This is a genomic window from Methylocystis heyeri (assembly GCF_004802635.2).
GTDB lineage: Bacteria > Pseudomonadota > Alphaproteobacteria > Rhizobiales > Beijerinckiaceae > Methylocystis > Methylocystis heyeri.
The window spans coordinates 1470254-1496719 of sequence record NZ_CP046052.1; the positions used below are offsets into that span (position 1 = coordinate 1470254).

General features: G+C 63.7%; 26 protein-coding genes. 5 read left to right on the forward strand and 21 right to left on the reverse strand.

All coding sequences use genetic code 11. The features are described from left to right. Positions 1–9: 9 nt before the first annotated feature. From H2LOC_RS06595 to H2LOC_RS06630, 8 genes are all read right to left on the reverse strand, one after another. Complete coding sequence (locus H2LOC_RS06595) at positions 10–987, reverse strand: hemolysin family protein (protein ID WP_136495673.1); 978 nt, start codon at positions 985–987, stop codon at positions 10–12. Next, positions 977–1501, reverse strand: a complete 525-nt coding sequence (ybeY, locus tag H2LOC_RS06600; RefSeq protein WP_202620537.1) for an rRNA maturation RNase YbeY — start codon at positions 1499–1501, stop codon at positions 977–979. The genes H2LOC_RS06595 and ybeY overlap by 11 nt, the downstream gene beginning before the upstream one ends. Continuing rightward, positions 1498–2538, reverse strand: coding sequence for a PhoH family protein (locus tag H2LOC_RS06605; RefSeq protein ID WP_136495674.1), 1041 nt, complete (start codon positions 2536–2538; stop codon positions 1498–1500). Before H2LOC_RS06605 ends, ybeY begins: the two co-directional genes overlap by 4 nt. Then, positions 2531–3949: a tRNA (N6-isopentenyl adenosine(37)-C2)-methylthiotransferase MiaB gene (gene miaB / locus H2LOC_RS06610; protein WP_425487339.1), complete on the reverse strand. Its 1419-nt coding sequence runs from the start codon at positions 3947–3949 to the stop codon at positions 2531–2533. Before miaB ends, H2LOC_RS06605 begins: the two co-directional genes overlap by 8 nt. Positions 3950–4003: 54 nt before the next feature. Next, positions 4004–4801, reverse strand: coding sequence for a lysophospholipid acyltransferase family protein (locus H2LOC_RS06615; RefSeq protein WP_136495676.1), 798 nt, complete (start codon positions 4799–4801; stop codon positions 4004–4006). 51 nt (positions 4802–4852) lie between these two features. Next, entirely contained in the window at positions 4853–5344 is a 492-nt protein-coding gene (locus H2LOC_RS06620; RefSeq protein ID WP_154331586.1) for a GNAT family N-acetyltransferase, read from the reverse strand. Between the two features lie 10 nt (positions 5345–5354). Further along, positions 5355–6047, reverse strand: coding sequence for a tRNA (adenosine(37)-N6)-threonylcarbamoyltransferase complex dimerization subunit type 1 TsaB (gene tsaB / locus H2LOC_RS06625; protein ID WP_136495678.1), 693 nt, complete (start codon positions 6045–6047; stop codon positions 5355–5357). Between the two features lie 68 nt (positions 6048–6115). Next, positions 6116–6673, reverse strand: a complete 558-nt coding sequence (locus H2LOC_RS06630) for a NifU family protein (RefSeq protein ID WP_136495679.1) — start codon at positions 6671–6673, stop codon at positions 6116–6118. A 130-nt stretch (positions 6674–6803) separates the two neighbouring features. Between H2LOC_RS06630 and H2LOC_RS06635 the strand changes: the two genes are divergently transcribed. Both H2LOC_RS06635 and H2LOC_RS06640 read left to right on the forward strand, forming a co-directional pair. Further along, a complete protein-coding gene (locus H2LOC_RS06635) occupies positions 6804–7202 on the forward strand; it encodes a nuclear transport factor 2 family protein (RefSeq protein ID WP_246207033.1) in 399 nt (132 codons plus the stop codon). Positions 7203–7279: 77 nt separating this feature from the next. Further along, positions 7280–7648, forward strand: a complete 369-nt coding sequence (locus H2LOC_RS06640) for a hypothetical protein (RefSeq protein ID WP_136495681.1) — start codon at positions 7280–7282, stop codon at positions 7646–7648. A 150-nt stretch (positions 7649–7798) separates the two neighbouring features. Here the strand turns inward: H2LOC_RS06640 and H2LOC_RS06645 are convergent, their stop codons facing one another. The 3 genes from H2LOC_RS06645 to H2LOC_RS06655 form a co-directional block, all read right to left on the reverse strand. After that, positions 7799–8116 carry a YdhR family protein gene (locus H2LOC_RS06645; protein WP_136495682.1) on the reverse strand — a complete coding sequence of 106 codons (318 nt, stop codon included), beginning with the start codon at positions 8114–8116 and terminating at the stop codon, positions 7799–7801. 109 nt (positions 8117–8225) lie between these two features. Beyond that, a complete protein-coding gene (gene guaB, locus H2LOC_RS06650) occupies positions 8226–9716 on the reverse strand; it encodes an IMP dehydrogenase (RefSeq protein ID WP_136495683.1) in 1491 nt (496 codons plus the stop codon). A gap of 291 nt (positions 9717–10007) precedes the next feature. Continuing rightward, positions 10008–11786 (reverse strand): ABC transporter transmembrane domain-containing protein, encoded by a 1779-nt coding sequence (locus H2LOC_RS06655; protein WP_136495684.1) that lies wholly within the window; start codon positions 11784–11786, stop codon positions 10008–10010. A gap of 454 nt (positions 11787–12240) precedes the next feature. On the opposite strand from H2LOC_RS06655, the gene H2LOC_RS21495 reads away from it, so the two are divergent. Beyond that, positions 12241–12408, forward strand: coding sequence for a hypothetical protein (locus H2LOC_RS21495; RefSeq protein WP_202620538.1), 168 nt, complete (start codon positions 12241–12243; stop codon positions 12406–12408). 175 nt (positions 12409–12583) lie between these two features. On the opposite strand, the gene H2LOC_RS06660 is transcribed toward H2LOC_RS21495, so the two are convergent. The 3 genes from H2LOC_RS06660 to H2LOC_RS06670 form a co-directional block, all read right to left on the reverse strand. Continuing rightward, positions 12584–14212: an acyl-CoA synthetase gene (locus tag H2LOC_RS06660; RefSeq protein ID WP_136495685.1), complete on the reverse strand. Its 1629-nt coding sequence runs from the start codon at positions 14210–14212 to the stop codon at positions 12584–12586. Positions 14213–14426: 214 nt separating this feature from the next. Beyond that, the gene (locus H2LOC_RS06665; protein WP_136495686.1) at positions 14427–15143 is read right to left on the reverse strand and encodes a DUF1013 domain-containing protein; all 717 of its coding nucleotides are present in this window, start codon (positions 15141–15143) and stop codon (positions 14427–14429) included. Positions 15144–15318: 175 nt separating this feature from the next. Continuing rightward, positions 15319–16401, reverse strand: a complete 1083-nt coding sequence (locus H2LOC_RS06670; protein WP_136495687.1) for a hypothetical protein — start codon at positions 16399–16401, stop codon at positions 15319–15321. A gap of 287 nt (positions 16402–16688) precedes the next feature. Between H2LOC_RS06670 and purM the strand changes: the two genes are divergently transcribed. Together purM and purN are read left to right on the forward strand one after the other, a co-directional pair. After that, the gene (purM, locus tag H2LOC_RS06675; RefSeq protein ID WP_136495688.1) at positions 16689–17753 is read left to right on the forward strand and encodes a phosphoribosylformylglycinamidine cyclo-ligase; all 1065 of its coding nucleotides are present in this window, start codon (positions 16689–16691) and stop codon (positions 17751–17753) included. Next, positions 17750–18397, forward strand: coding sequence for a phosphoribosylglycinamide formyltransferase (gene purN, locus H2LOC_RS06680; RefSeq protein WP_136495689.1), 648 nt, complete (start codon positions 17750–17752; stop codon positions 18395–18397). Before purM ends, purN begins: the two co-directional genes overlap by 4 nt. A gap of 671 nt (positions 18398–19068) precedes the next feature. On the opposite strand, the gene H2LOC_RS06685 is transcribed toward purN, so the two are convergent. The 7 genes from H2LOC_RS06685 to ribH form a co-directional block, all read right to left on the reverse strand. Further along, a complete protein-coding gene (locus H2LOC_RS06685; protein ID WP_343040072.1) occupies positions 19069–19461 on the reverse strand; it encodes a type II toxin-antitoxin system HicA family toxin in 393 nt (130 codons plus the stop codon). Continuing rightward, the gene (locus H2LOC_RS21500; RefSeq protein WP_202620598.1) at positions 19370–19729 is read right to left on the reverse strand and encodes a hypothetical protein; all 360 of its coding nucleotides are present in this window, start codon (positions 19727–19729) and stop codon (positions 19370–19372) included. Before H2LOC_RS21500 ends, H2LOC_RS06685 begins: the two co-directional genes overlap by 92 nt. Before the next feature lie 66 nt (positions 19730–19795). Then, the gene (locus H2LOC_RS06690; protein ID WP_136495690.1) at positions 19796–21826 is read right to left on the reverse strand and encodes an NAD(+) synthase; all 2031 of its coding nucleotides are present in this window, start codon (positions 21824–21826) and stop codon (positions 19796–19798) included. Between the two features lie 121 nt (positions 21827–21947). Further along, on the reverse strand, positions 21948–24125 hold the full coding sequence (locus H2LOC_RS06695) for a sodium-translocating pyrophosphatase (protein ID WP_136495691.1): 2178 nt from the start codon (positions 24123–24125) through the stop codon (positions 21948–21950). Between the two features lie 293 nt (positions 24126–24418). Beyond that, entirely contained in the window at positions 24419–25399 is a 981-nt protein-coding gene (thiL, locus tag H2LOC_RS06700; protein ID WP_136495692.1) for a thiamine-phosphate kinase, read from the reverse strand. A 38-nt stretch (positions 25400–25437) separates the two neighbouring features. Continuing rightward, complete coding sequence (nusB, locus tag H2LOC_RS06705; RefSeq protein ID WP_136495693.1) at positions 25438–25908, reverse strand: transcription antitermination factor NusB; 471 nt, start codon at positions 25906–25908, stop codon at positions 25438–25440. Next, on the reverse strand, positions 25905–26396 hold the full coding sequence (gene ribH, locus H2LOC_RS06710) for a 6,7-dimethyl-8-ribityllumazine synthase (protein ID WP_136495694.1): 492 nt from the start codon (positions 26394–26396) through the stop codon (positions 25905–25907). Before ribH ends, nusB begins: the two co-directional genes overlap by 4 nt. Positions 26397–26466 lie beyond the last annotated feature (70 nt).

Consider the following 26466-nt stretch of genomic DNA (forward strand, 5'->3'; position numbering starts at 1 on the left):
AAGCAGCCCCTATTCCCCTTCCTTCGCCGCCTTTGTAGCGGCGATCCTGCGCACCTTGAGCTTGCCGACCCGCCTCGGGTCGGCTTCGAGAATCTCGAACTCATAGCCTTCGACCGGGGCCGGAACGATTTCGCCCCTGATCGGCACGCGGCCGGCGAGAAAAGCCACCAGCCCGCCGAAGGTCGTCACCTCCTGCGGCGTGTCTTCCTCACGAAAATCGACGCCGATCTCTTGGGTCGCCTCGTCCAGATCGGCCTTGGCGTCGACCAGAAAATCGCCATTGGCCAGGCGTTCGACCGCTGGGCCTTCGCTGACGTCGTGCTCGTCCTCGATGTCGCCGACGATGGTCTCGACGATATCCTCGATCGAGGCGAGGCCGTCGGCTCCGCCATATTCGTCTATGACCAGCGCCATATGGGTGCGGGTCGCCTGCATCCGAACGAGAAGATCCAGCGCCGGCATCGAGCGCGGAACATAGAGAACCGGCCGCAGAATATCGGCGCCTTCGAGCTTCGCGCCGAAGTCGATCGAGGCTACGGAGAGGCTTTGCTTTTCACCGCTCTCGTCGAGGCGGGACATGGCCGCGCATTCGGCGAGATAGTTCACGAAATCGCGGATATGGACCATGCCGCGGGGATCGTCGAGCGTCTCGCCAAAAACCGGCAGGCGTGAGTGCCCCTCGCTGCGGAAAACCGCCAGCACCTCACGCAGGGTCGCGCTCAGCGGCACGGCCACGATGTCGGCGCGCGGGATCATCACGTCGGCGACGCGCAATTCATGCAGGCCGAGCACGTTCTTGAGGAGCGCGCGCTCCTGAGCGGTAACGTCGCCCGAAGTCTCCTCCAGAGCGTCTTCGAGATCTTCGCGCAGGGAGACCGGCCCGAGACCGAGAAGGGAGCGCAGCCTCTCCAGAAGAGACAGCCGCGGAGAGTCCCCGTTGCGCGCGCCGGAATAATCGACCGCGCCATTCTCAATCTTAGTCGACATGGCTCCCGCTTGGTTCCGCCGCTTCGCCGGCGCTCTCGATCAGCTCCGCTCCCGCGAAGGGATCGTTCATCCCCAGCGCCTTCGCGCTGCGCCGTTCGAGCGCCTCCATGACCTCGGCCTCCGCCGGGGTTTCGTGATCATAGCCGATCAGATGCAAAAATCCATGAATGATCATATGGGCGGTATGATCGGCCAGGGTCTTGTCCTGCTCCCCGGCCTCGCGCGCGACCGTCTCGAAGGCGATGACGATATCTCCCAGCAGCGGCTTTTTCGCGAGGTCTCCAGGGGTTGGGAAGGAAAGGACATTGGTGGGCTTATCCTGGCCGCGCCACTGTGCGTTCAACGCCCGGATCTCTTCGTCGTCGCAAAAAGTGATGCAAAGCTCGCAGTCCTCGGCGAGCCGGGCGCCGCTCTGCGCGTGGGTCTCATGCACGACCCGGCTCGCGAGTCGCTCGAGCTCCGGCAGCGCCTCCCAGGCGGGCGCATTGATCAATATGTCGACTTCCACGCTCATCCGTCAGTCCGCGCGAGATTTCTCTGCCTTGCGGCGTTCTCATAGGCGCCGACGATCTGCCTGACGAGATCGTGACGGACCACATCGGCTTCGACGAATTTCACATGGCCGATATTGTCGAGGCCCGAAAGCAGGCCGATGGCTTCGGCGAGGCCGGACTTCTGGCCGGGCGGCAGATCGGTCTGGGACGGGTCGCCGGTGACGATCATGCGCGACCCCTCGCCGAGACGAGTCAGGAACATCTTCATCTGCATCGAGGTCGCGTTCTGCGCCTCGTCCAGCAGGACGCAGGATTTGGTGAGCGTGCGCCCGCGCATGAAAGCGAGCGGGGCAACCTCGATCATCCCGGTCTGCATGCCGCGTTCGACCATTCTGGGGTCCATGAAATCGTGCAATCCGTCGTAGATCGGGCGCAGATAGGGGTCCACCTTCTCGCGCATGTCGCCCGGCAGAAAGCCGAGCCGCTCTCCCGCTTCCACCGCCGGCCGAGAAAGTATCAGCCGCTCCACTACGCCCTGCTCCAGCAGGGAGACCGCATGGCCGACCGCCAGCCATGTCTTGCCGGTGCCCGCGGGGCCTTCCGCGAAAACCAGCTCGTAGCGTTTCAGCGCGCGGAGGTAGAGGTCCTGAGCGTGGTTGCGGGCGCGGACCGGGCCGCGCTTGCGCGTGCCGATCTGGTCGAAGACCGCGCGGCCGGTCTCCGCCTCGGAAAACAGGCTCTTCTGCCTTGCGCTCTCCTCGACGGCGCCATCCACATCCCCCAGCCCAACCTCCTGGCCGAGCTGCACCCGGCCGTAGAGAATCTCCAGAGCGCGGCGGGCGTGTTCGCAGGCTTCGGCGGCGCCTTTCAAGGTGACGTGATTGCCGCTCGCCACGCAGCCGATGCGCAAACGGCGCTCGAGCTTGACGAGATTCTGGTCGAACTGGCCAAAAACCTGAGAGGCATGACGATTGTCGTCGAAGGCGAGCGTTATTTCCGCATCCGGCTCCGCCTCGGCGGAGCGCCTCTCCCGGGCAAATCTCGCCTCGTCAGCCATCCTCACCCTCGCCCTCCGAAATCTTTCCGCCGAGCGAATTCGAGCCCGCCACGACGATCTTCACCGGGACGACGCCGCCGATCATCTCGGTCGGTCCATCGACATGCACCGCCTGCATATAAGGACTCTTGCCGGCGATCTGGCCTTCGTGCCGGCCCGGCTTTTCAAACAGCACGTCGACCGTCCGCCCCACCGTCGCGGCGTTGAACGCCTGGCGCTGGGATTCGACCAGCGCCTGCAACACGGCGAGCCGCTCGCGCATGATTTCGTCGTCGATCTGGTCTTCCCGTTCGGCGCCGGGCGTGCCGGGCCGCGGGGAATATTTGAACGAAAAGGTGGAGGCGAAATCCACCTCCCTGATCAGCGCGAGGGTTTCCTCGAAATCGGCGTCGGTCTCTCCCGGAAAGCCCACGATGAAATCCGAGGAAAGAGCGATATCGGGCCGCGCCGCGCGCAGCCGCTGCACGATATCGAGATAGTCCTGCGCCCGATGGCGACGATTCATGGCCTTCAGCACGCGATCGGAGCCGGACTGAACCGGCAGATGCACGAAAGGCATGAGCTTGGGCAGAGCGCCATGGGCGTCGATGAGGCCCTGCGTCATGTCCACCGGGTGACTCGTCGTGTAGCGGAGCCGATGCAGCCCCTCCATCCCTGAAAGAGCCTCGAAAAGCCGCTCCAGAGGCCAGATAATTCCGCCCGAATCCTCGCCTCGATAGGCGTTGACGTTCTGCCCGATCAGGGTGATCTCGCTCACGCCGGACTCGACGAGGCGCCGCGCCTCGGCGAGAACCTCCTCGACGCTGCGGGATATTTCGGCGCCCCGGGTATAGGGAACGACGCAGAACGAGCAGAACTTGTCGCAGCCCTCCTGCACGGTGACGAAGGCCGATACGCCGCGCGCCCGTATCTGCGCGCGAGAGGGCTGAGGCAGCTCCCTGAATTTCTCCTCTACGGCGAAATCGGTGTCCGTCAACTGTCGGCCCTGCGCCGCCTGCGAAAGCAGTTCCGGCAGCCGATGGTAGCTTTGCGGGCCTACGACCAGATCGACCGCCCTTTGGCGGCGCAGCACTTCGACGCCTTCGGCCTGCGCCACGCAGCCCGCGACCACGATCTTGAAATCGCGCCCGGCCTGCGCGCGCTCGCGCTTCGTCACGGCGAGCTTGCCGAGTTCGGAATAGATTTTTTCCGCCGCCTTCTCACGAATATGGCAAGTGTTCAGGACGACCAGATCGGCGTCTTCCTCCACCGCCGCCTGCCCATAGCCTTCCTTGGCCAGGAGATCGGTCATGCGCGTCGCGTCATAGACGTTCATCTGGCAGCCATATGACTTGACCAGCGCCTTTGCGCCCTGCGGGGAGGCGGACCCGTCCTGCGGCGCAGGCATTTCCGCCGCGAAGTCTCGGGTCAGGCTGGATGCGGTGTCGGTAATCTCGTTAGCTCCTTTTGGCGTCGTGCCGTCCGATCATAATATTCCGCCGCCTCCAGCGGAAGACCGCGCCAGCAATCCCTCGACTCTATTTTGCGCGATCGCGGCAAGCTGCTTGCGATCCTGAAAAACCGCGGGATCGATCGCTTCGCCGAAAGAGACCAGGCAGCGGGCCCCGCCCCGCTTCATCAGGCTCCACAGATGCGGCACGAAGGTCATGTCGCCATACCAGCCGACGTCGAAGCGCGCCGGCTCCGCGCCGCCTTCCCGGACGCGCGGAAAATAGGCGAAGGCGGCCGGCACCACAGCGACTTTCAGCGAATCGGGCCCCTGAGCCAGATCGCTCAGCATGGCGAAGTGGGAAGCGTTGAACTTGAGCACGCCGGCGCCGCTGCTCGAAGTTCCTTCCGCGAACACCACAATATCCCGCCCCGCCCGCAATTGCTCGGCCAGCGCCTGATTGACGGCCGGGATTTTCCGGCGATTCGCGCGCTCGACGAATATCGTGCCCTGGAGCCGCGCCAGGAGCCCCAGCACCGGCCAGTTCGCGACCTCGGACTTCGCCAGGAATAGAAGCGGCTCGATGCTGGCGACCGCGAGGATGTCGGTCCAGGAGACGTGATTCGCCACGACGAATCTCGGGGCGGTTCCGTTCAGGCCGCCTCGCGAGATCACTTCGATGCCGATGATCCGGCACATGGTGCGGCAGAAAAATTTCTGGATTCCATGCTGCAACGCCCATTCCCGGCGTCTCGCGAGCGCCTGGAACGGCGCCACGAGGATGACGAAAAAGGCCATGGCCCAGACGAAAGCGAAGGCGCGCAGATATGCCATGATCCCGATTGGCCCTTCTGACGCGACACTATTATGACGTCGGCGCAGGAGCTAAAGTTCGAGCCTCATGGTCAGAGCCGCCCTGCGTTCGCCATTGGCGCGCTGATAGTAATTTTCGCGCCTGCCGATGATTTTAAAGCCCGCCCGCTCATAGAGGGCGAGCGCTGCGGCGTTGTCGTCGGCGACCTCCAGAAAAATCAGCCGGGCGCCGCCGCGCTCCAGATTCAAGAGATGCCGCTCCAGCAGAATGCGGCCGAGTCCGACGCCGCGCCGCGCCGGATCGACCGCGAAAGTCAGAACCTCGGCGTCCGGCGGGGTGAGGCGCGACATGACGAATCCGCCGAGCGGTCCTTTCGGCGTCAAATCGTTCACCGCGCCGTCGGCGATGATCGCCGCGTCGGTCAGATAGCTTTCGAAATCGGCGCTGGACCATGGGAAAGCGAAGGATGCGCCATGCAGACGCTCGCATTCCTCGGCCCGATCGGCGCCGATCGCCTGGACGGAATAGGTTGGTTTGGCGAAAAAGCCCTTGATGAGAGACATGAGCGGCCGATTACGCGAGGGCGGCGGCGACCGCGCCCTGGCGGTCGAGCGGCTTGGCGTCCGGGGCCTTGAGATAAAGCGGCCGCACCGGAGCGTCCGCCGGCGCCGCCGCGAGTCCGAGGCGCGCGACGAAAGCGATGTCGGGCGCCGGCGAGGCGCTCACGACATGAACCGGAACGCCGGTTCCCCGCGCCTGCGCTTCGAGGATCGGCGCGCCGGAGCCCACGAGTTGCAAGGGGCCATTGCCGAGGGCGCGCAGGGCTTCATGAGCCCCCACGCGGCGAGGCGTTAAAATGGTGCGCCCGTCCGGCCCATAGGCGGCGACGTAAACCTGGCCATGCCGGGCGTCGATAGCCGCCGCCACCACGCCCTCGAAGGGCTCCATGATGACGGGAGCGGCCAGCGCCGAGAGGGTCGAGACCCCCACCGCCTCGATTTTTCTCGCCAGGGCGATGGCCTGGGCGCAGGCGAGGCCGATGCGGATGCCGGTGAAGGACCCCGGCCCTACGGTGACGGCGACCCGCTCTATGGAACCGAAACCGCCCTCGACCGAACCCACGACCCGTTCCACCAGAGGCAGGAGCGCCTCGGCATGGCCGCGCTCCATGGCGATGGTCTCGCGAGCTAAAGGCTCCGCTCCGCTGGTGTCGAGCACGCAGGCGGATACGGCGGGCAAGGCGGTGTCTAGAGCGAGGATTCTCATAGCCCGATTATGACGGTTTTCCCGCCACAGGCAAACACGCTCCCGGAGACGAGGCCCATCGCCGTGCTCTAGATTTGCTCGACGGCGCGTATCTGCGGCACGAAATGCCGCAAGAGATTCTCGATGCCGTTCTTCAGCGTCGCGGTCGAAGAAGGGCAACCGGAACAGGCGCCCTTCATTTTCAGATAGACCACGCCGTCCCTGAAGCCCCGGAAAGTGATGTCGCCGCCGTCGCCGGCCACCGCCGGACGCACGCGGGTCTCCAGCAGCTGCTTGATGGTCGCGACGGTCTCGGCGTCGGCGGGATCGAAAAACTCCCCGTCGGGCGGCTCGGCGCGCGCCTCGCCGGTGAAAAGCGGCGCCTTGGACGAAAAATGCTCCATGATCACGCCGAGCACCGCCGGCTTGATATGGGGCCATTCGGCTCCGTTCTTGGTCACCGAGACGAAATCGGGGCCGTACATCACCGAGGCGACGCCGGGAATCGATAGAAGCGCCTGCGCCAGCGGCGTCTCGGCGGCGCTTTCCGGCGAGTGAAATTCAAGCGCGCCCTCCCCGAGGACCGCCTGTCCGGGCAAGAATTTCAGCGTCGCCGGATTCGGCGTCGCTTCGGTTTGAATGAACATTCGATTTTCTCCGCCAACGCCGGTTCAAGGCCGGCTCGCAGGAAATATAATTATCATAAACTGTCCTGCCGGGATGACGAAAAATCAAAGGCGATTGCCCCCGTCCCGAAAAAGGCGCAGACTTCGCTGCGTGACCGACGACAAAGACCAGATCCTCGCCGCCAACAAGGCCTATTACGACGCCTTTTGCGCACGCAGCAATGAAGCCATGTCTTCGATCTGGGCGCAGGAGGACGTCTCCTGCATCCATCCCGGCTGGCCGGTCCTGATCGGCCGTCGCGCCGTGCTTTCTTCCTATGGAGACATTTTCCGCAACCCGATGCAGGAGCCGCTCCGGCACGGCGATGAAACCGTCGTCGCCGCCGGCGAGGAAGCGCGGGTCTTTTGCGTCGAGAGCGTCGGCGGCTCGTCTCTGGTCGCCACCAACTGCTTCAGGCGCATCGAGGGCCGCTGGCTGATGATCCACCATCAGGCCAGCCCGCTCGCGACAGCCGCGCCCGAAGCGCCGCCCCGCAAGACGATGCATTGAGCCCTCATCGTCTCACAAGCGCCGGGGTTATGACGCAGCTTTGCGCCATGCTAAAACCTTGGCGACGGGAGGCTGCCATGAAGAGATTTGCGATTTTCACTCTTGCCGCGACGATCTGCGGCTTCGTTTCTCAGGCGAGAGCCGAAGATATGCAGCTTACCTGCGTGATTTCCTCCGCGGAGCTGCCCCAGCAGAACCTCGTCATACAGGTCAGGGACGGACGCATATTTTACGGCGCGACGGCCTCCAGCCTCGTCAGCGCCGACACTATCGACAAAGGCTCGCTCGCGATCACCAAAAGCCGCATCGCCTTCAAGCAGAGCTGGGCCGACACCAAAGTGCAGTGGGACTGGAACATCGACCTCGACACCGGCGACATCGGCATCCGCTATATCAACCTCGTCAACAAGAAGCAGTTCTTGCAGAAGAAGGGCAGCTGCTCCTGATGCGATTACGTTGAAGTTGCCCGGCCGGCAAAGCCGGGACCTTCCTGTTTTCGCAACCTCCACATTCATAGATTGAAGGCGCTCGGCGAGCGCTGGCCGTCCCTCGTCAGCGGATTGGCCTCCCCCTCCCCGAGCGCGCCGGCTGCTGCGTCACCCGGCAAAGAAAGGCGAATTCATGCCGACGCTCGCCGCCCGCGTGGCGTCCGCGTCGAAAATTCGGACAGAGAGATTTCCCCCGACCTTTTTCGCGAAAGGCGAAAGCAGGCCGTCGATGTAATCTTGCGCATTCTCCAGCGTTTCGAAGGCGTAAAATCCCCCTACGCTATGCGTGTTGACCCCCGCGAGCCAGGTCTTTGAAATCAAGCCGGGAAACTTTTTCATCTCGACGTTGATCGGCTCCCAATCGATCTGCGAGAACGGGATCGAGACCTGATATTCGGCGTAAAGATACACTTTTGGTTCAGACATTCTCTTGCTCCAGGACAGCGCCGGTAATTCCTAAATCTGAAAATGGCGGCAACAGCGACGGCTGAGCCGGGGGAGACGCGCCCTGCGACTGCAGGACGCGCCACAGAAATCAGCCCCCGGTCGGGTAGTTGGGGCTTTCGCGCGTGATCGTCACGTCGTGCACATGGCTTTCGCGCAAGCCGGCGTTGGTGATGCGCACGAAGGTCGCTTTTTCCTGATATTCGGGAATCGTCGGCGCGCCCACATAGCCCATGGCGGCGCGGAGCCCTCCGGCGAGCTGATAGAGGATCGGAGCCACCGGCCCACGATAGGGCACCTGCCCCTCCACGCCCTCCGGGACCAGCTTGAGCTGGTCCTTGACGTCGCCCTGGAAATAACGCGTCGCCGAGCCCGCCGCCATGGCTCCCACCGAGCCCATGCCGCGATAGGCCTTGAAGGAGCGGCCCTGATACAGGAACACTTCGCCGGGCGACTCCTCGGTGCCCGCGAGGAGCGAGCCGATCATCACCACATTGGCGCCGGCCGCGATGGCCTTGGCGAAATCGCCGGAATATTTGACGCCGCCGTCGGCGATGACCGGAACCCCGGCTTTGCGGGCCACTTCCGATGCGTCGAGAACCGCAGTGAGCTGAGGCACGCCCACGCCCGCGACGATCCGCGTCGTGCAGATCGAGCCCGGTCCGATGCCGACCTTGATTGTGTCGGCGCCGGCGTCGATCAGCGCTTTGGCGCCGTCCGCGGTGGCGACATTGCCCGCAATGACGGCCACGTCGCCATAGGATTTCTTGACCCGGGCGACCTGATCCAGCACGGCCTGGGAATGGCCGTGGGCGGTGTCGATGACGAGGCAGTCGACCCCGGCGTCGATGAGGCGCAGCGCGCGCTCATAGCCGTGATCGCCGACGGTCGTGGCCGCGGCGACCCGCAGGCGGCCCTCCGCATCCTTGCAGGCGTTGGGATGCTGGGTCGCCTTCTCGATGTCTTTCACCGTGACGAGGCCGACGCAGCAGAAATTCCCGTCGACGACGAGCAGCTTCTCGATCCGATGCTGATGCAGCAGACGCTGCGCCTCATCCTGCGAGACGCCCTCACGCACGGTGATGAGCGTCTTGGTCATGAGTTCGGCGATGGGTTGCCGCTTGTCCTGCGCAAAGCGCACGTCGCGGTTGGTCAGAATGCCGACCAGCCGGCCCTTTTTCGCGCCGTCGGCGCGCTCCACCACCGGAATGCCGGAGATGCCGTTGCGGGCCATCAGCGCAAGAGCGTCGGCGAGAGTCTCGTCCGGGTGGATCGTGATGGGATCGACCACCATGCCGCTTTCGTAGCGCTTCACCTTGCGCACTTCGGCGGCCTGATCGTCGGCCGAGAGGTTCTGGTGAATCACCCCGATGCCGCCGGCCTGCGCCATGGCGATGGCGAGGCGGGCTTCCGTCACCGTATCCATGGCGGCGGAAATCAGAGGCAGATGCAAAACGACGTCGCGCGAGAGGCGGGTCGACACATCGACCATCGAGGGCGCGACCAGCGAGTGGCCGGGCCGCAGCAGAACGTCGTCGAAAGTGAGGGCTTCGCCGACCGCGGGCGCGAATTTCGAATGCATGATTGCCAACTCCTCAACGCGCTACAGCGGCGTGTTCCCAGGCGAAAATATGCGCGGCGGCTGCCCCGCCCCGAGGCTGTAGCAGCCTCGTCTCCCGCGCAATGGGTTGGCGGGTGCTCTTAGCATCATCAAAGGCGGCGGCAAATAGAAATTGCGCTCATAGAGCGTTTCCAACCGAAGTGTACGCCGATTCGGCGCAGGAAACGCGTCAAAACAAAGACTGTGGGCGAAATGACGCGGGCCGCGTTTCATACGAATACGAACTGCCGCTCCAATCGAGCGGATTTCGCATCACTCCCCGAACTGAAGCCGAGCGAGATTGGAGTAAAGCCCCCCTTGCTCGATGAGTTCGGCATGGGTTCCCTGCTCCACGATGCGCCCTGCGTCGAGAACGATGATTCTGTCGGCTTCCAGCACCGTGGCGAGCCGATGGGCGATGACGAGGCTGGTGCGGCCCGCCATGACGTCCTCCAGCGCGGCCTGCACCAGAGCTTCGTTCTGCGCATCGAGCGCGGAGGTCGCCTCGTCCAGCAGCAGCACAGGCGCATCGGCGAGAATCGCCCGCGCGATCGCAAGCCTCTGGCGCTGACCGCCCGACAGCGTCACGCCGCGCTCGCCGAGTTCGGTGTCGTATCCGTTCGGCAGGGCGGCGATGAAATCGTGAGCCTGGGCTCGTCTCGCCGCGGCTTCGATCTCCCGCCGCGGGGCGTCCTCCCGCCCATAGGCGATATTCTGAGCCACGCTGGCGCCGAACACCACGGGGTCCTGCGGAGCGAGCGCTATGACGCGGCGCAACTGGACCGGATCGAGTTCGCGCACGTCCACTCCATCGACCGACACCGATCCGGAGTTGACGTCGTAGAAGCGGAGCAGCAGCTGGAACAGGGTCGATTTTCCGGCCCCCGAAGGCCCGACGAGCGCCACCCTTTCGCCGGGCTCGACAACGAGGTCGAGGCCCTCGATTGCAGCCGGGCCGTCGTTCCCGCCGTAGCTGAAGCGGACATTTTCAAAGGCCAGCCGCCCGCGCACCGGCTCTTTCAGGAGTTTCGGCTTCGCCGGCGCGGCGATTTTGGGGCGCAGAGCGAGAATGTCGCCGATCCGTCCCGCGGCGCCCGCCGCCGCCGCCGCCTCGCTCCATACCTGCGACAGTTCTCCGAGGGAACTCGCCGCCAGGACCGCATAAAGAACGAACTGGGACAACAGACCCGAGGTCATGCGACTCGCGAGCACGTCCTGGGCGCCGAGCCAGAGAACCGCGACGACGCTCGAGAACACGAGAAAGATCGCTCCGGCGGTCAGATAGGCCCGCAGCCGCGTCGCTTCCCGCGCCGCGTCGTAAACGCCCTCGGCCGCCCCCTTGAACCTCGCTACGACGGAATCCTGGGCGCCGCAGGCCTGCATGGTCCTGATGGCCGCGAGATTTTCGGCGGCGTAGGCGGAGGCTCCCGCCAGCGCGTCCTGAGCCAGCCGCGAGCGCCCGCGCACGGCCCGCCCCGAGAGAATCAGCGGCGCGACGATCAAAGGTATCGCCGCCAGCGCCACGCCCGAGAGCTTGGGACTGGAGACGATCATCATCACGATCGCGCCGAAGAACATGAAAAGATTGCGCAGCGCCACCGAGGCCGAGGAGCCGAAAGTCGCCTTCAACTGGGTGGTGTCGGCGGTCAGCCGCGAGATCAATTCGCCGGTTTTGGCGGAATCGAAGAAGCTCGCGTCGAGTATCGAGAGATGCCGGAAGAGAGCCGTGCGCAAGTCGGCTACGACCCGCTCTCCGAGAACGGTGACGAGATAATATCTGGTCCCCGACGCCAGCGCGAGCACCGCCACCACAAGGATGAGAGCCCCGAACCCGGCGTTTACCCCGCCGGCGCTGTCTTTCGAAAAACCGTGGTCGATCATCCCCCGGACGGCCACCGGGAGAGTCAAAGTGGCTCCGGCGGCCACCGACAGGGCGATGAGCGCCAGAATGATGGTCTTGAAATGCCTCAGCACATAGGGAAGCAGCGGGCGCAGGGGCGCCAGCGTGGAGCCGAAGCCACGACGCGATTCGGAAACGGCGGTCTCAGTCATAACGGTGGCTATAGCGCCCAAACGCCCTGGACGCGACACCCTTTAGCGCGCTTTCCGCAACAGCCGCCAGCCTCCCGCCACGGAATTGCGCCTGAACTCATTGATTCAGCGGGGTTTTCTATCGCGCCGACGTTTCTGTTCGAGTAGCAGGCCGGCGAACCGTTTTGCTGTGGTTCGTCATCCCCGCAGGCAAAAAAAAAACAAAAAATATTTTTCGGCGACAAAGCGCCATCAGAGCGTCGAACGGGTCCGACCCCGGAAATCAAAGGAGTTTCGTCTCATGCAGCAACTTGTATGAGATTGAAAGGCAGGGGGTGCGACATCTGGACACACCACACCATTATGCTAACCTCTCGCCTGTCGTAAGACAGCCCAATGGGGGGCGAGAGCCAAAAGCGCCACATATCAACGATAAGGCGCGACGCTCCAGGAAACCAACGAAGAGGAGACGAACATGGCTTCCAAGGAATTTGAAATCACCACAAACACCTACATCTTCGCTGGCGTCGGCGCTCTGATCCTCGGCGCTCTCGGCGCTTTCGGTCTCGGCGGCGTCGCCAATACGCTGTCGGCCGGCGTCGTCGGCGCTCTCGCCGGTGGCTGCCTCGGCCTGTTCTTCTAAAACCTTCCGCTTCCATACCGCCAAAAGGCGGCAGTTAGCAATAGCGGAACGGTCGATCGCCAGCGGTTGTTACAGCGACTGCTGGCGTTTCCCTTATTCAGCTTTCGCAGCGCTGCCGATCGGCGGCCACGGAGCCGGCCGAGAAACGGCGAGGCTCGATGCGAAACCGTTCTTTTTAAAGTTGTCGCGCCAACTCTCTGAGAACGAATTTCTTTATCTTGCCTGTGGACGTCTTCGGCAGGTCCCCAAACACCACACGGCGCGGGCATTTGAAATGCGCCAAATTGTCGCGGCACCAGGCGATGAGTTCCTCCGCCGTGGCCTCGGCGCCATCCTTCAACTCCACGAAAGCGCAAGGCGTTTCGCCCCATTTGTCGTCGGGAGCCGCCACCACCGCAGCCCCGCGCACCTTGGGGTGCTTGAAGAGCGCGTCCTCGACCTCGATCGACGAGATGTTTTCGCCGCCGGAGATGATGATGTCCTTCGAGCGGTCCTTGAGCTGAATATAGCCGTCCTCGTGCATGACGCCGAGGTCGCCGGAGTGGAACCAGCCCCCGTGAAAGGCGGCGTCGGAGGCCTTCTTGTTTTTGAGATAGCCTTTCATGACCAGATTGCCCCGGAACATGACCTCGCCCATGGTTTGGCCGTCGCGCGGCACTGGCGTCATGGTTTCCGGGTCCATCACCTCCAACCCGTCGAGCACGATGTAGCGCACCCCCTGCCGGGCTTTCTTCTCCGCCTGGGCGGCCGGATCGAGTTCGTCCCATTCCTGCCGCCATTCGTCGACGGCCGCGGGTCCATATGTCTCGGTGAGGCCATAGAGATGCGTGACCTCGAAGCCGGCCTCCTTCATGGCGGCCAGCACCGCCTGGGGCGGAGGCGCGGCGGCGGTGAAGAAGCGCGCGGTGGCGTGCAAGGGGCGCTTTTCGCTTTCGGAGGCGGAAAGCAGCGTGGACATCACGATGGGCGCGCCGCACAAATGCGTGACCGCGTGCTCCGCCATCAATTGATATATATGGCCCGCGCGCACCTGCCTCAGGCAGACATGCGTTCCCGCGGCCACCGAGATCGCCCAGGGAAAACACCAGCCGTTGCAGTGGAACATCGGCAAGGTCCACAGATAGACCGGGTGGCGCCCCATGTCGCCCGTCAGCACATTGCCGAGCGCGAGCAGATGCGCCCCGCGATGGTGGTAAACCACGCCCTTGGGATCGCCCGTCGTGCCCGAGGTATAGTTCAGCGAAATGGCGTCCCACTCGTCCGTGGGGCCCGGATAGGCGTAATCGGGATCGCCCGAGGCGACGAAGTCTTCGTAGTCGAGCGCGCCGATCGGCTCGCCGGGACCGGCGTATTCGGGGTCGTCGTAGTCGATCACCAGCGGCTTGCACTGGGCTAGAGCCAGCGCCGATTTGATGAGCTCGGCAAATTCGCGGTCTACGATCAAGATCTTGGCTTCGGCGTGGTCCAGCATGAAGGCCAGGACCGGCGCGTCGAGCCGGGTGTTCAGCGTATTGAGCACGGCCCCGGTCATGGGCACGCCATAGTGGCATTCGAGCATGGCCGGCGTATTGGCGAGCATCGCCGAGACGGTGTCGCCGCGCTTGATCCCTCGGGCGGCGAGCGCGCTGGCGAGGCGACGGCTGCGGGCGTAGAACTCCGCGTAGTTGCGGCGCAGGTCGCCGTGAATGATCGCGGTGCGGTCCGGGAACACCTCGGCGGCGCGCGCAAGAAACACCAGCGGGGTCAGCGGCTGAAAATTCGCTGGATTGCGGTCGAGGTCGCAGTCGTAAGGCGAGAGATTCAATGCAACGTCTCCTGCGGAGATTGGTGAACCGGCGTCCGTCGCCGCTTTTTCCGCAACCCTGCTTACCGTGCTTTGCACCCGAACAAAATCCTTCGAGCGCAGGGGGACGCCAATTCAAAAAATGTGCCGCGGCCCGAGACCCTCCGTCTCGGCCGCCACCCAGGCGCAGCGGAGCATCGGTCCGCTTCGCGCCGAGGTTTCGCCCGCGTCCGGCCTATTCCTCGATATCGAGGTCCTTGAGGCGCCCGAAGACCCGGTCGGCGTCGAAATGGTCGTCCTCGGGCGGAGCCACGGGCGCACGTTTTCCGAAAACATCCTCCTCCGTGGCCGCCGGCTCATAATGGGGCTGCGTGGTGTATTCCGCGGGAGCCAGCGTCTGGCCGTGATCTTCGATATGGGCCGGACGATCCTTGGCGGCGCGCGCGACCTCGAAGTCGAGGTCGATCTGCGAGCACAGGCCCAGCGTGACCGGGTCCATGGGAGAAAGAGCCGCGGAATTCCAGTGGGTGCGCTCGCGGATCGCCTTCAGCGTGGTCTTGGTCGTGCCCACGAGGCGCATGATCTGGGCGTCCTTGAGCTCCGGATGGTTGCGCAGGAGCCAAAGGATGGCGTTCGGGCGATCCTGGCGGCGCGAAAGCGGCGTGTAGCGCGGCCCGCGCGCACGCTTGATTTCCGGCAGCTTCACCTTGGAGACGTAGAGATGCAGCCGATGGTCGGGGTTGGCCTCGCCCTTGCCGATTTCCTCGCGCGACAGCTGGCCGGAGGTAATGGGATCGTGGCCGCGAATGCCCGCAGCGACCTCGCCGTCGGCGATGCCCTTCACCTCGAGCGGATGCAGCTTGCAGAATTCCGCGATCTGGTCGAAAGTCAGCGATGTATTCTCAACGAGCCAGACGGCGGTCGCCTTGGGCATCAGCGGGGCGTTGCTCATCGGAATACTCCTCAAAAGTCGTTGCAAGCATGGGAGTCAGAGCGCGCGCGATCCGGCGCGGGCGTAACGAGACTTCATCCATGCTGGGGATGTGCTTCATATAGCGCGCCGCCCGCTCCAGCGCAATGATTTACGACGCCGCTTTGCGCGCGCGGCGCGGGCGGGCCGCGGAGGGTCACGAGCAAAAGCGCGCATGGGCCGGTCGGAGCCGCCTCAGAAAGGCGGGCAGAACGCCGCCCAGCGCCTTCGAGATGCGATCGCCGAAGCGATGGAAGAACAGACCCGCCGCTATGATCAGGAGGCCGATGGCCGAAAGTGCGAAGGGAAAGGCGATCGAATTGCGGAAGACCTCGTCGGCGAGATAACCGAGGTACAGCGTCAACCCGATGCCGCCGAACACGGCGTAGGCGCGGCGCATGAAGTAAAGAGACAGGAAGATCAGCCCCACATTCACCGCGCAGTAAATGGCCTTGCCCAAGGCGTCGCCACTATGCTGTTCGGTGAGGCCGCCCCAGAAGGCCATGAGCCCGAAAAGATGCAGCCAGTAGGCGAAATCGCCGCTGCGCCAGCGCCGCAGATCGACGGCCCAGGCGCAGAGCAGCATCACGGCGCCGAAAACCATGCTCACCTTGGCGCGATCGTCCCAGGTGAAGCTCTCGCCTCCCGCGATCCAGGGAGTAAGGTCCATCGACATGAACCAGAGCGAGAAGGCTATGGGCATGACCAGGAAGGGAAAGGGAAAGAAGATCAGGGCCGCGAGGGACGCCGCAATGGTCCCGACCTCCATCGGCAGCCAGCTCGATTTGATCCATTTGTAAAAATCGCGGTAGGGCAGCGATTGCGTGGGGTCCACCCCCATGAGCGACTGAACCGCAAATATGAACAGGGGAACCATTCCCACAGCGCAGACGATCAGCAGGCCCCCGGGCGTGTGCAGGCCCTTGCGCTTCCAGAGATAGGAGCCCGCGAGGACGAAGACCGCCGCATAGCCCGTCGAGGTGTAGAGAAGGGACTCCGCGCCCCAGAGGCCGAAGGCGTTGGTTGAAAACAGCCCCATCGCCCCGATGACGATCAGCGCCCCGAGATACCAGAGCAGATTGACGAAATCGAAACGGCGGGCCGAGGGATCGGGTTCCGGCGCCGAAGGTTCGAGCCCGGCGCTAAAGAACTCCGCGAGACGCTCATATGTCGGCCGGTCGATGACGCCGGCCTCGAGCGCGGCGCGCAATTCATTGTCGTCGACGGAAAGGCGGCCCATGGGTGTTCCTTGTGGCAAAGCTCGAGGCCAGGATCGTTAAGAGCGAAATCAGGCTAGGAAAGGGCGATCGTTTTCACGAGTAAAGCACGCTTGCGCGCTTTCCGCTCGAACGGAATCGTTCGAGCGATAAGAATTCACGCCCAAATCAATGGCAAAGTCGCCTCCGGGCAGAGATCGCAAGGAAAATCCGCGAGACCCTGGCGCACGCCCATTTGACACCCGCGGCTGCTTTCGCTCATTAACCCCTCAGCCCGACGGGCCTCCTCGTCGCATGAGGGACGCGAAAAATGCCGGACAAAAACAATGGCCTCACTTACGCCCAGGCGGGCGTAGACATCGACGCGGGCAACCGGCTGGTCGATCTGATCCGGCCCGCCGTCCGCGCGACTCGGCGCTCGGGGGCCGACGGCGAGATCGGCGGCTTTGGCGGCGTCTTCGATCTCAAAGCGGCCGGCTTCGTCGATCCCCTCCTCGTCGCGGCCAATGACGGCGTCGGCACCAAGGTCAAAATCGCCATCGAATCCGGCATCCACGATACGATCGGCGTCGATCTCGTCGCCATGTGCGTCAACGATCTCGTCGTCCAGGGCGCCGAGCCCCTCTTCTTCCTGGATTATTACGCCACCGGAAAGCTGGAGCCCGAGGCCGCGGCGGCCGTGGTCAAGGGCATCGCCGACGGCTGCGTGACGGCGGGCTGCGCCCTGCTCGGCGGCGAAACCGCCGAAATGCCCGGCCTTTACGCTGCAGGCGACTACGATCTCGCCGGCTTCGCCGTGGGCGCGGTCAATCGTTCCGGGCTTCTGCCGCGCGCAGTGGCGAAGGGCGACGCGCTGTTCGGCCTGCCCTCCTCCGGCGTGCATTCCAACGGCTTCTCGCTGGTGCGCAGGATTGTCGAACGCGTTCGGCTAGCGTGGGACGCGCCAGCGCCCTTCGCGCCCGAGCGTTCGCTCGCCGCGGCTCTGCTGGAGCCCACCCGCATCTATGTCAAACCCCTGCTCGCGGCGCTCAAAGCGACTTCCAAAATCGCAGCGCTCGCCCATATCACCGGCGGCGGCTTTCCAGACAATGTCCCGCGCGTCCTGCCCAAGGGGCTCGGGGCGCGGCTCGAGCTTTCCGCCTTCCCGGTTCCCACGGTTTTCAAATGGCTCGCCGAGGCGGGCGGGGTTTCGCAGGCGGAAATGCTGAGAACCTTCAACTGCGGGATCGGCATGATCGTCGTCGCGTCGCAGGGCGACGCGCAGGAAGTCGAAAACGCGCTGAGAGCCGCCGGAGAAAGCCCGGTCCGTATCGGCGAGATCATCGAGGCGCCGGAAGGAGAGCGGGTCGTCATGCAGGGGACTCTGGGACTGTGAGGCGGCTGCGCACGGCGATATTCATATCCGGGCGCGGCTCCAATATGGACGCGCTGATCGCGGCGGCGCGGGAGAAGGACTTTCCGGCCGAGATCGCGCTGGTGATGTCGAACCGGCCCGAAGCGGAGGGTCTGGTTCGGGCCAAGGCGATGGGGCTGGCGACGGCCGCGGTCGATCACAAGATTTACGCCGGCCGCGAGGAATTCGAGCGCTCCATGCAGCAGGTGCTCGAAACCTATCGCATCGACTTCATCTGTCTCGCCGGCTTCTTGCGCCTGCTGACGCCCTGGTTCATCAACCTCTGGAGCGGCAGGATGCTAAATATCCATCCCGCCCTGCTGCCGTCCTATCGCGGTCTCCACACCCATGAGCGCGCCCTCGCCGACGGCGTCAAAATCCACGGCTGCACCGTGCATTTCGTCGTTCCGCAGATGGACGAAGGCCCGATTGTCGCGCAGGCCGCCGTGCCCGTGCTCGACGACGATACGCCGGAAAGCCTCGGCGCCCGCGTGCTGCGGCAGGAACATCGGATCTATCCGCTGGCGCTGCGGCTCGCGGCCTCCGGCGCGGTGAGGGTTGAAGGCAACAGGGTGCTGGGGGCGGTCCCAACGGACCCCGGCGCGATGACGGTTCCGGCGGTGTAGTGCGAGATACGCTCGTTGCCGCTCTTTTTATCGTATAGGTAGCAGGGTAGATTAAGAATCTGAGGCAGATGGGCTCCCAAGGGAAGAGCCAAAGCCAATGCTATATCCGAGTCATTCAGAGCTTTTGTCTTCGATGCATCTTCAAGGCATAGGATTCAAAAAGCGGCTTCATGGATATGAAGAAACAGAAACCAAGAAGACCCACATCTCAGACAAAGAAGCCAACGGGAACACAGCCCAAAAGAGAAACAAAAGAAATTTTTTCAGTTCCTCGTGTCGCGTGGGGAGCATTTGTTATTTTCGCAACGCTAATTGGTACAGCGGCCGGCACTGCAACCTTTCTACCTCGTATAACTCTGTCTTCACTTGGGGCCTTTGATCCATCGACTACGTCTCCAACTTCGTTCCGAGTTTCGAACGTTGGGATAATACCGTTGCGGGGGGTTCAGCCGTTCATCGGTATATGCGAACTGAGATTCGAAAATGGGCCGTCAATCCAGGGAGCCGCAGATGGCGATATGGATTGCTCGAAAGGCCGTATTTCGACCCATCTAATGCCTTCTTATCTACGTCATGACCGGCTTGAGGTAGACAGTTATTTTGATTTCTCCGTACAGGAAACCATAAATCCTGGTCCCATGAAGATTATCTTCGCAGACATTTCAATACTTTTATCGTTTAACCATTGGTTTATCCCATGGGAACGAGAGAAATAATTCAGATTTATTACGAGGCGAGGCAACGACGGCAAGCTTTATTGGTTTGCGAAATGACTTTGAAATTCGAGCCTCTGATTTATTAGCGACGGTGCCCTTATCGATTTCCGGTTTGGGGTGCGGGCGATGGAATACCGCCTCAGCCCCGCCAAGCAGGAACCGGATGTGAGAGCCGCGCCCTTCTGAGCGCTCGGCGCCGAGGGCGATCAATAGGCTCTCGATATCAAAGCAAACGGACAAACGGAAGGTCACCGAGTCAGTTTGGATTTTTAGACATAGCTTTGAGTCCGCCAATTGCCGCGACGACGGAGGATTTGAGAGTGAGCAATTGACCATCTTCGCCGTCATGGTAATCAACTAACGCCAATACGTCGAGCTGATCAGCACCAAGTTCTTCGGCAACGCGACGGCAAAACCATCCGAAGTGCAAATCAAACGCTCCGAATTGGCGCTCGATATCGGAGCGAAGCATTGAATGCTCGGGGGCCTGATATAGAGCCCAAAGAGCTTCTATACCTGGCTGTATTCTGAGCCCCGGTGTCGAATTAACGCGTTTAATCGCCTTTACAATTAGGTCAGGCGCGCTTGTATCCACGATTGTCGTTTCGTAACCCATCTCTCCCTCAAGCAGCTTACTTTCTATAGCGACGCCGGCGGAGTTTCTCCCGCCTCAACCGGCGCCTCACGGGATCGCGTCCAAATCCGCCAGCCAGGCCGCTGCCGAGGAATCGCTCGGCGCGCGCCAGTCGCCGCGCGGCGAGAGCGACCCGCCGGAACTGACCTTGGGCCCATTGGGCATCGCCGTGCGCTTGAACTGGCTGGTCTCGAAAAACCGCCGCAAAAACACGCCCAGCCAATGTTTTATCGCGCGCAAATCATAGGCGAGGCGCTTATCCGCCGGCACGACCGAAGGCCACACGCCCGCATCGGCGTCGCTCCAGGCATGCATGGCCAGAAAGGCGATCTTCGATGGCGCGTAGCCGTAGCGCGTCGTGTAGAAGAGGTTGAAATCCTGCAAGGCGTAGGGGCCGACGAACTCCTCGGTGCGCTGGACCTCCGCTCCCGGAACCAGCTCGGGAGAAATCTCGGTGGCGAGAATGTCCTGCAGCACGGTCACCGTCTCCCGGCCAAATCTGGCGTCGCGCGCGCACCAGCGGATCAGATGCTGGATCAGCGTCTTGGGAACCGAGGCGTTGACATTGTAATGCGACATCTGATCGCCGACGCCATAGGTGCACCAGCCGAGCGCAAGCTCGGACAGATCGCCGGTCCCGAGCACCAGCGCATTGTGGCGATTGGCGAGGCGGAACAGCAGCGAGGTGCGGGCGCCCGCCTGCACATTCTCATAGGTTGCGTCATAGAGAGCCTCGCCCAGCGCCGCGGGATGGGCGATGTCCGCGAGCATCTGCCGGCAGGCGGGGGTGACGTCGATCTCCTGGGCCGTCACGCCCAGCGCCCGCATCAAGGCCCATGCGTTGGATTTGGTGCGTTCCGTCGTCGCAAAGGCGGGCAGCGTATAAGCGAGGATATTGGTCCGGGGCAGGCCCAGAGAATCCATCGCCGTGGCCGCGACCAGCAGCGCGTGAGTGGAATCGAGCCCCCCTGATACGCCGATGACCAGCCTTTGGATGCGGGAGGCGCGCAGCCGCTGCTCGAGACCATGCGCCTGAATATTGACCGCCTCGAAGCATAGTTCCGCGAGCCTGGTTTCGTCGTCCGGCACGTAAGGATAGCGCTGAACCGGGCGCAACAGTCCCTTGTCGCCGCGGACGGGCGCAAGGTCGAACCCGATCCGGCGGAACAGCGCGCCGTTCCCCTCTAGATCGGCGCAGTCGCCGAAGGTTCCCTGACGCAGGCGCTCCGCCGCCAGCCGCCCGAGGTCTATATCGGTCACGACGAGCTGCGGCTGGTCGGAAAAGCGCGGCGCCTTCGCCAGCAGCGCGCCCATTTCATAAATGACGGCTTCGCCGTCCCAGGCGAGATCGGTGGTCGATTCGCCCTGCCCCGCCGCCGAATATAGATAGGCGGCGATGCAGCGCGCCGATTGCGAAGCGCAGAGCATCTGGCGCTGGTCGGATTTTCCGACGATGGCGTTGCTGGCGGAAAGATTGAGCAGCACCGTCGCGCCCGCGAGCGCGGCGCGGGTCGAGGGCGGAACGGGAACCCACAGATCCTCGCAGATTTCCGCATGCGCCACCAGTTCGGGAACATCGCGCGCAGACAGCAATATGTCCGAGCCGAAAGGCGCGCGCCGCCCGGCGACGTCGATTTCGGCGTCCGCGACAAAGGCGCCGGAAGCAAAGTGCCGCCGCTCGTAGAACTCCCGGTAATTGGGAAGGAAGCTTTTGGGAATTACGGCCAGCACCTCTCCGCGCAGGATCAGCACGGCGCAATTATAGAGCCGCTCGCGCCAGCGCAGCGGCGCCCCTACCGCAAGCAGAATATTCATCCCGCGCGAAGCTTCGGCGATGTCGGCAATGGCTCGCTCGACCGCAGCGAGCAGCGCGCGCTGCTGCAGGAGATCGTCTATGGCGTAGGCGCTCAGCCCAAGCTCCGGAAACAGCGCAATCGAGGCGCCCTGCCCCAGCGCTCGTCTCGCCATCTCCAGCGTGCGCGCGGCGTTGGTCGCCGGGTCCGCGACGGCGACATTCGGCGCCGCGACTGCAACGCGCAGAAAGCCATGGGTGTGGAGATCGAAAAACGAGTGGTTCATGGGCGGAGTATATTTGGCGATCGGCAAAAAGCGAAAACACTCCAACAAAAAGGGCGAGGTTTCCCCCGCCCTTGTGGTTGTTTTTCCGTCTCTGCGCCGCCGCTCCAGAGCCCAGGCTGTTTCAGTGCGCCAGAACCGCCAGCAGCAGCAGAGCGACGATATTGGTGATCTTGATCGCCGGGTTCACGGCCGGGCCGGCGGTGTCCTTATAGGGGTCGCCGACGGTGTCGCCGGTCACGGCCGCCTTATGGGCGTCGCCGCCCTTCTCGTGCCGCACGCCGTCCTTGTCGACGAAACCGTCCTCGAAGCTCTTCTTGGCGTTGTCCCAAGCGCCGCCGCCCGAGGTCATCGAAATGGCGACGAAGAGGCCGTTGACGATCACGCCCAGCAGCAGCGCGCCGAGAGCGGCGAAGGCGTTGGCCTTGCCGCCGAGAAGCCAGGCGACCAGGAAGGCCACGATCGGCGCCAGCACCGGCAGCAGCGAGGGGATGATCATCTCCTTGATCGCCGCCTGGGTGAGCAAGTCGACTGCGCGGCCGTAATCAGGCCGGACGGTTCCGGCCATGATGCCCGGGTTCTTGAACTGGCGGCGAACTTCTTCCACCACCGAGCCGGCGGCGCGGCCGACAGCGGTCATGGCGATGCCGCCGAACAGGTAGGGAATGAGGCCGCCGAAAATCAGGCCCGCGACGACATAGGGGTTGGAGAGGTCGAAATCGACCTTGTCGATGCCCTTGAAGAAAGGCACGCCGGTCTCGATGAAGTGCTTGAGATCGTTGGTGTAGGCGGCGAACAGCACCAGCGCGCCGAGGCCGGCCGAACCGATGGCGTAGCCCTTGGTCACCGCCTTGGTGGTGTTGCCCACGGCGTCGAGCGCGTCGGTCGACTGGCGCACTTCCTTGGGCAGGCCCGACATCTCGGCGATGCCGCCGGCGTTGTCGGTGACGGGGCCGAAGGCGTCGAGCGCGACGACGATGCCGGCGAGGCCGAGCATGGTCGTCACCGCGATCGCCGTGCCGTAGAGGCCGCCGAGATTATAGGTGAAGAGAATGCCCAGCACGATCACCAGAGCCGGAGCCGCAGTCGATTCGAGCGAAACGGCGAGGCCCTGGATCACATTGGTGCCGTGGCCCGTCACCGAAGCCTGGGCGATGGAGACCACCGGACGCTTGCCGGTGCCGGTGTAATATTCGGTAATGACCACGATGGCGGCGGTGACGGCGAGGCCGATCACGCCCGAAAGGAACAGGCCGTAGCCGTGGATGGCTTCGCCGTTCGCCTTGCCGATCTCGCCCCAGCCCACGGTGAAGGTGGTGGCCAGGAACAGGCCGGCGACGGAGAAGACGCCCGCCGCGATGAGGCCCTTGTAGAGCGCGCCCATGATGGTTTCGCCGACGCCGAGCTTGGCGAAGAGCGGCTCGAAATATTCGGCGAGCGGAAGATCGCTGGCGCCCAGCTTGACGAAGTAAGTGCCCGCGATGGAGGCCACGATGGAGAGGCCGCCGATCGCAAGCGGGTAGATCACGGCGCTGGAGAGGCCCGACTGGCCGGCAAAGAAGATCGAAGCCAGGACCATGGTGGCGACAACGGTCACCGCATAGGTTTCGAAAAGGTCGGCGGCCATGCCGGCGCAATCGCCGACGTTGTCGCCCACATTGTCCGCGATGGTCGCAGGGTTGCGCGGATCATCCTCGGGAATGCCGGCTTCGACCTTGCCCACGAGATCGGCGCCGACGTCGGCGCCCTTGGTGAAGATGCCGCCGCCGAGGCGCGCGAAGATGGAGATCAGCGAGGCGCCGAAACCGAGCGCGACCAGCGCGTCGACCACGACGCGATCGGAGGCGGAGTGGCCGCCGAACCATGTCAGAATGGCGTAATAGACCGCGACGCCGAGCAGGGCGAGGCCGGCGACGAGAAGGCCGGTGATGGCGCCGGCTTTGAAGGAAATGTCGAGCCCTTCGGCGAGCGACTTCGTGGCGGCCTGGGCGGTGCGGACATTGGCGCGCACTGAAACATTCATGCCGATGAAGCCGGCGGCTCCGGAGAGCACCGCGCCGAGAAGAAAGCCGAAAGCGACCCACCAGCCGAGCAGAACGACCAGAACGACGAAAATGCCGCCGCCGACATAGGCGATCGCGGTATATTGGCGTTTGAGATAGGCTTGCGCGCCTTCCGCGATCGCGCCCGCGATTTCCTGCATTTTCTGCGAGCCGGCGTCCGCCGCGAGCAGTTCCTGCGAGGTTTTCACCCCGTAGACGACGGACAGAAGTCCGAAGACGATGGTTAAAAATAGCACCATGGTGGGTTCGCCCTTTCTTTCAGGACCGCTTTAGCGCGGCCTTTAGAGAGCAGTGTCGAGAACAATGGTCGATCTTTGCCTGAACCTGCTCTAACTTTTTGAGTTAACCAGATTTTCCCGCACGGCCCATGCAATGGGAAAACGCTCCTGGCATTCGGGACCCTCGCAAGCGGTCAAGGCGCTGGCGCAGCAAAACTGGGCGCCTTGCGGTTAGAATCGCGGGCGCCGCCATTTTAGGCGTGTTTCTTTGCCAGAAAGCGGGCCTTCCGGCAATGCCCACGCTGAATCTCGTCTCAAAAGTGGCTGAACGACAATCGGTTGAATTTCATGATGTTTTCCTGGGCGTCGAGGAATATCGTCTCGCCGTCTCCTGCAATGATCTCGCCTATCATGACGCAGGGCGCGGAAGCAGCCGATGCAAGCCTTTCAATTTCTGAAGCGTTCCCCCGGGCGCAGAACAGGATTTCATAATCGTCCCCGCCGGTCAGGGCCAGTTCGAACAGGGTCGGATCGATGGCGATGGCTTCTCGCGCGGCTTCCGACAATGGAATGTCCCTGGTCGTCACCCGCGCGGCCACGCGCGAGGCTCTTGCGAGCTTTGCGAGATCGCCGACAAGGCCGTCGGACACGTCCATCGCCGCGCTGGCGCTGGTCCGCAGCAGGGGCGCGAGCGCGAGCCGGGGACGGGGAAGCAGATAGCGCTCCAGAAGATAATCCCGCGCCTTCGGGGATAGCCCGGCCCGCAACGCCGCGTCGCGCCGCAGCCGCAGGCCGAGGGCGGCGTCGCCGATGGTTCCGCTGACGTACAGGGCGTCGCCCGGCCGCGCCCCGCTCCGGCCGACGAAGCTCCCCTGCGCCGCCTCGCCCAGCGCCGTGATCGACAAGGTGAGCGGTCCGGGCGTCGCCACGGTGTCGCCACCCAGCAGCGGGCAGCCGAAAGCCTTGCAATCCTCGGCGAGACCGGCGGCGAAGGCCTCCAGCCATTGATTGGTCCAGTCGGGCGGCAGAGCCAGGGCAAGCAGGAAGCCGATCGGCTCGGCGCCCTTGGCGGCGAGGTCCGAAAGATTGGCCCTCAGCGCCTTTTTGGCTATCGAATCGGCCGGGTCTTCCGGAAAAAAATGGACGCCCGCGACGAGGGCGTCGACGGTCGCGACCATCGGATTGACGCAGGGCGGCAGCAGAGCCGCATCGTCCATAAGGCCGAGCGCGGCGGGCCCGGCAAGAGGCGCGAACAGTTTTGCGATCAGTTCGTCCTCTGTGTAACGCCGGTCCATGCGCCTACCCTGGTCGAACGCGTGATGCGGTCAGCGTCTCAGGCCCCGCCTTTCCGAACGGCTTCCTCGGATCTCGTGTCCCGGGCCAGCCGGTCGAGCACGGCGTTAATCATGCCCGCCTCCACGGGACCGAAGAAAGCCCCGGCCACGTCGACATATTCCTTGATGACGACCCGCATGGGCACATCCTTGCGCATATGCAGCTCATAGGCCCCCGCGCGGAGGATCGCGCGCATGACCGACTCGAGGCGCGCGAGAGGCCAGCCGCCCTGAAGCGCGGCGTGAATCTGCTGGTCGATCAGCTTCTGGTTGCCGAGAACGCCCTGCAGCACGTCGCGAAAGAAGCCCACCTCGGCCGGCTTGTACTGGTCGCCCTCGATTTCGCGGCCGATCCAATGGGTTTCGAACTCGGCGAGAACTTCGTTCAGGCCCTTGCCTGCGACTTCCATCTGGTAAAGCGCCTGCACGACGGCGAGCCGGGCGCTGGAACGCTGTTCGACGCCGCTCATGCCCGCGCCCCCGCTTCCCTTGCAAGGCGAACCAGCGAGAGAGCCGCGAGGGCGGCGTCCGCCCCCTTGTTTCCCTGTTCCGGATCGGCGCGCGTAATCGCCTGCGCTTCGTTTTCCACGGTCAGAATCCCATTGCCGAGAGGCAGCCGCATCGCGACCGAAAGATCGATGAGGGCGCGGGCGCTCTCATTGGCCACGATCTCGAAATGATAGGTCTCCCCGCGAATGACGCAGCCGAGCGCAACCAACCCGTCATAGGGCGCGCCCGCCTCCTTGCCCGCGTCGAGCGCGATGGCGGCCGCACAGGCGATCTCCAGCGCTCCAGGGACCTCGATCACGATCGCCTCCGCACCGAGCTTCGAGAGCGCCTCCAGGGCCCCCTGGCGCAGCAGCGTGGTTGTTTCGGCGTTGAACTGCGCGACGACCACGAGAATTCTTGCGCCGGGAACGGGCGCGCCGTCGTCCCGCGAGCGGGAAAATCCTGCCATGATTTGCTCCGAGCGCCGGTAGCTCCGCCTCGAGCGGCGGAGAGATCCGAGCTTTCTGTCTTTGTCGAGC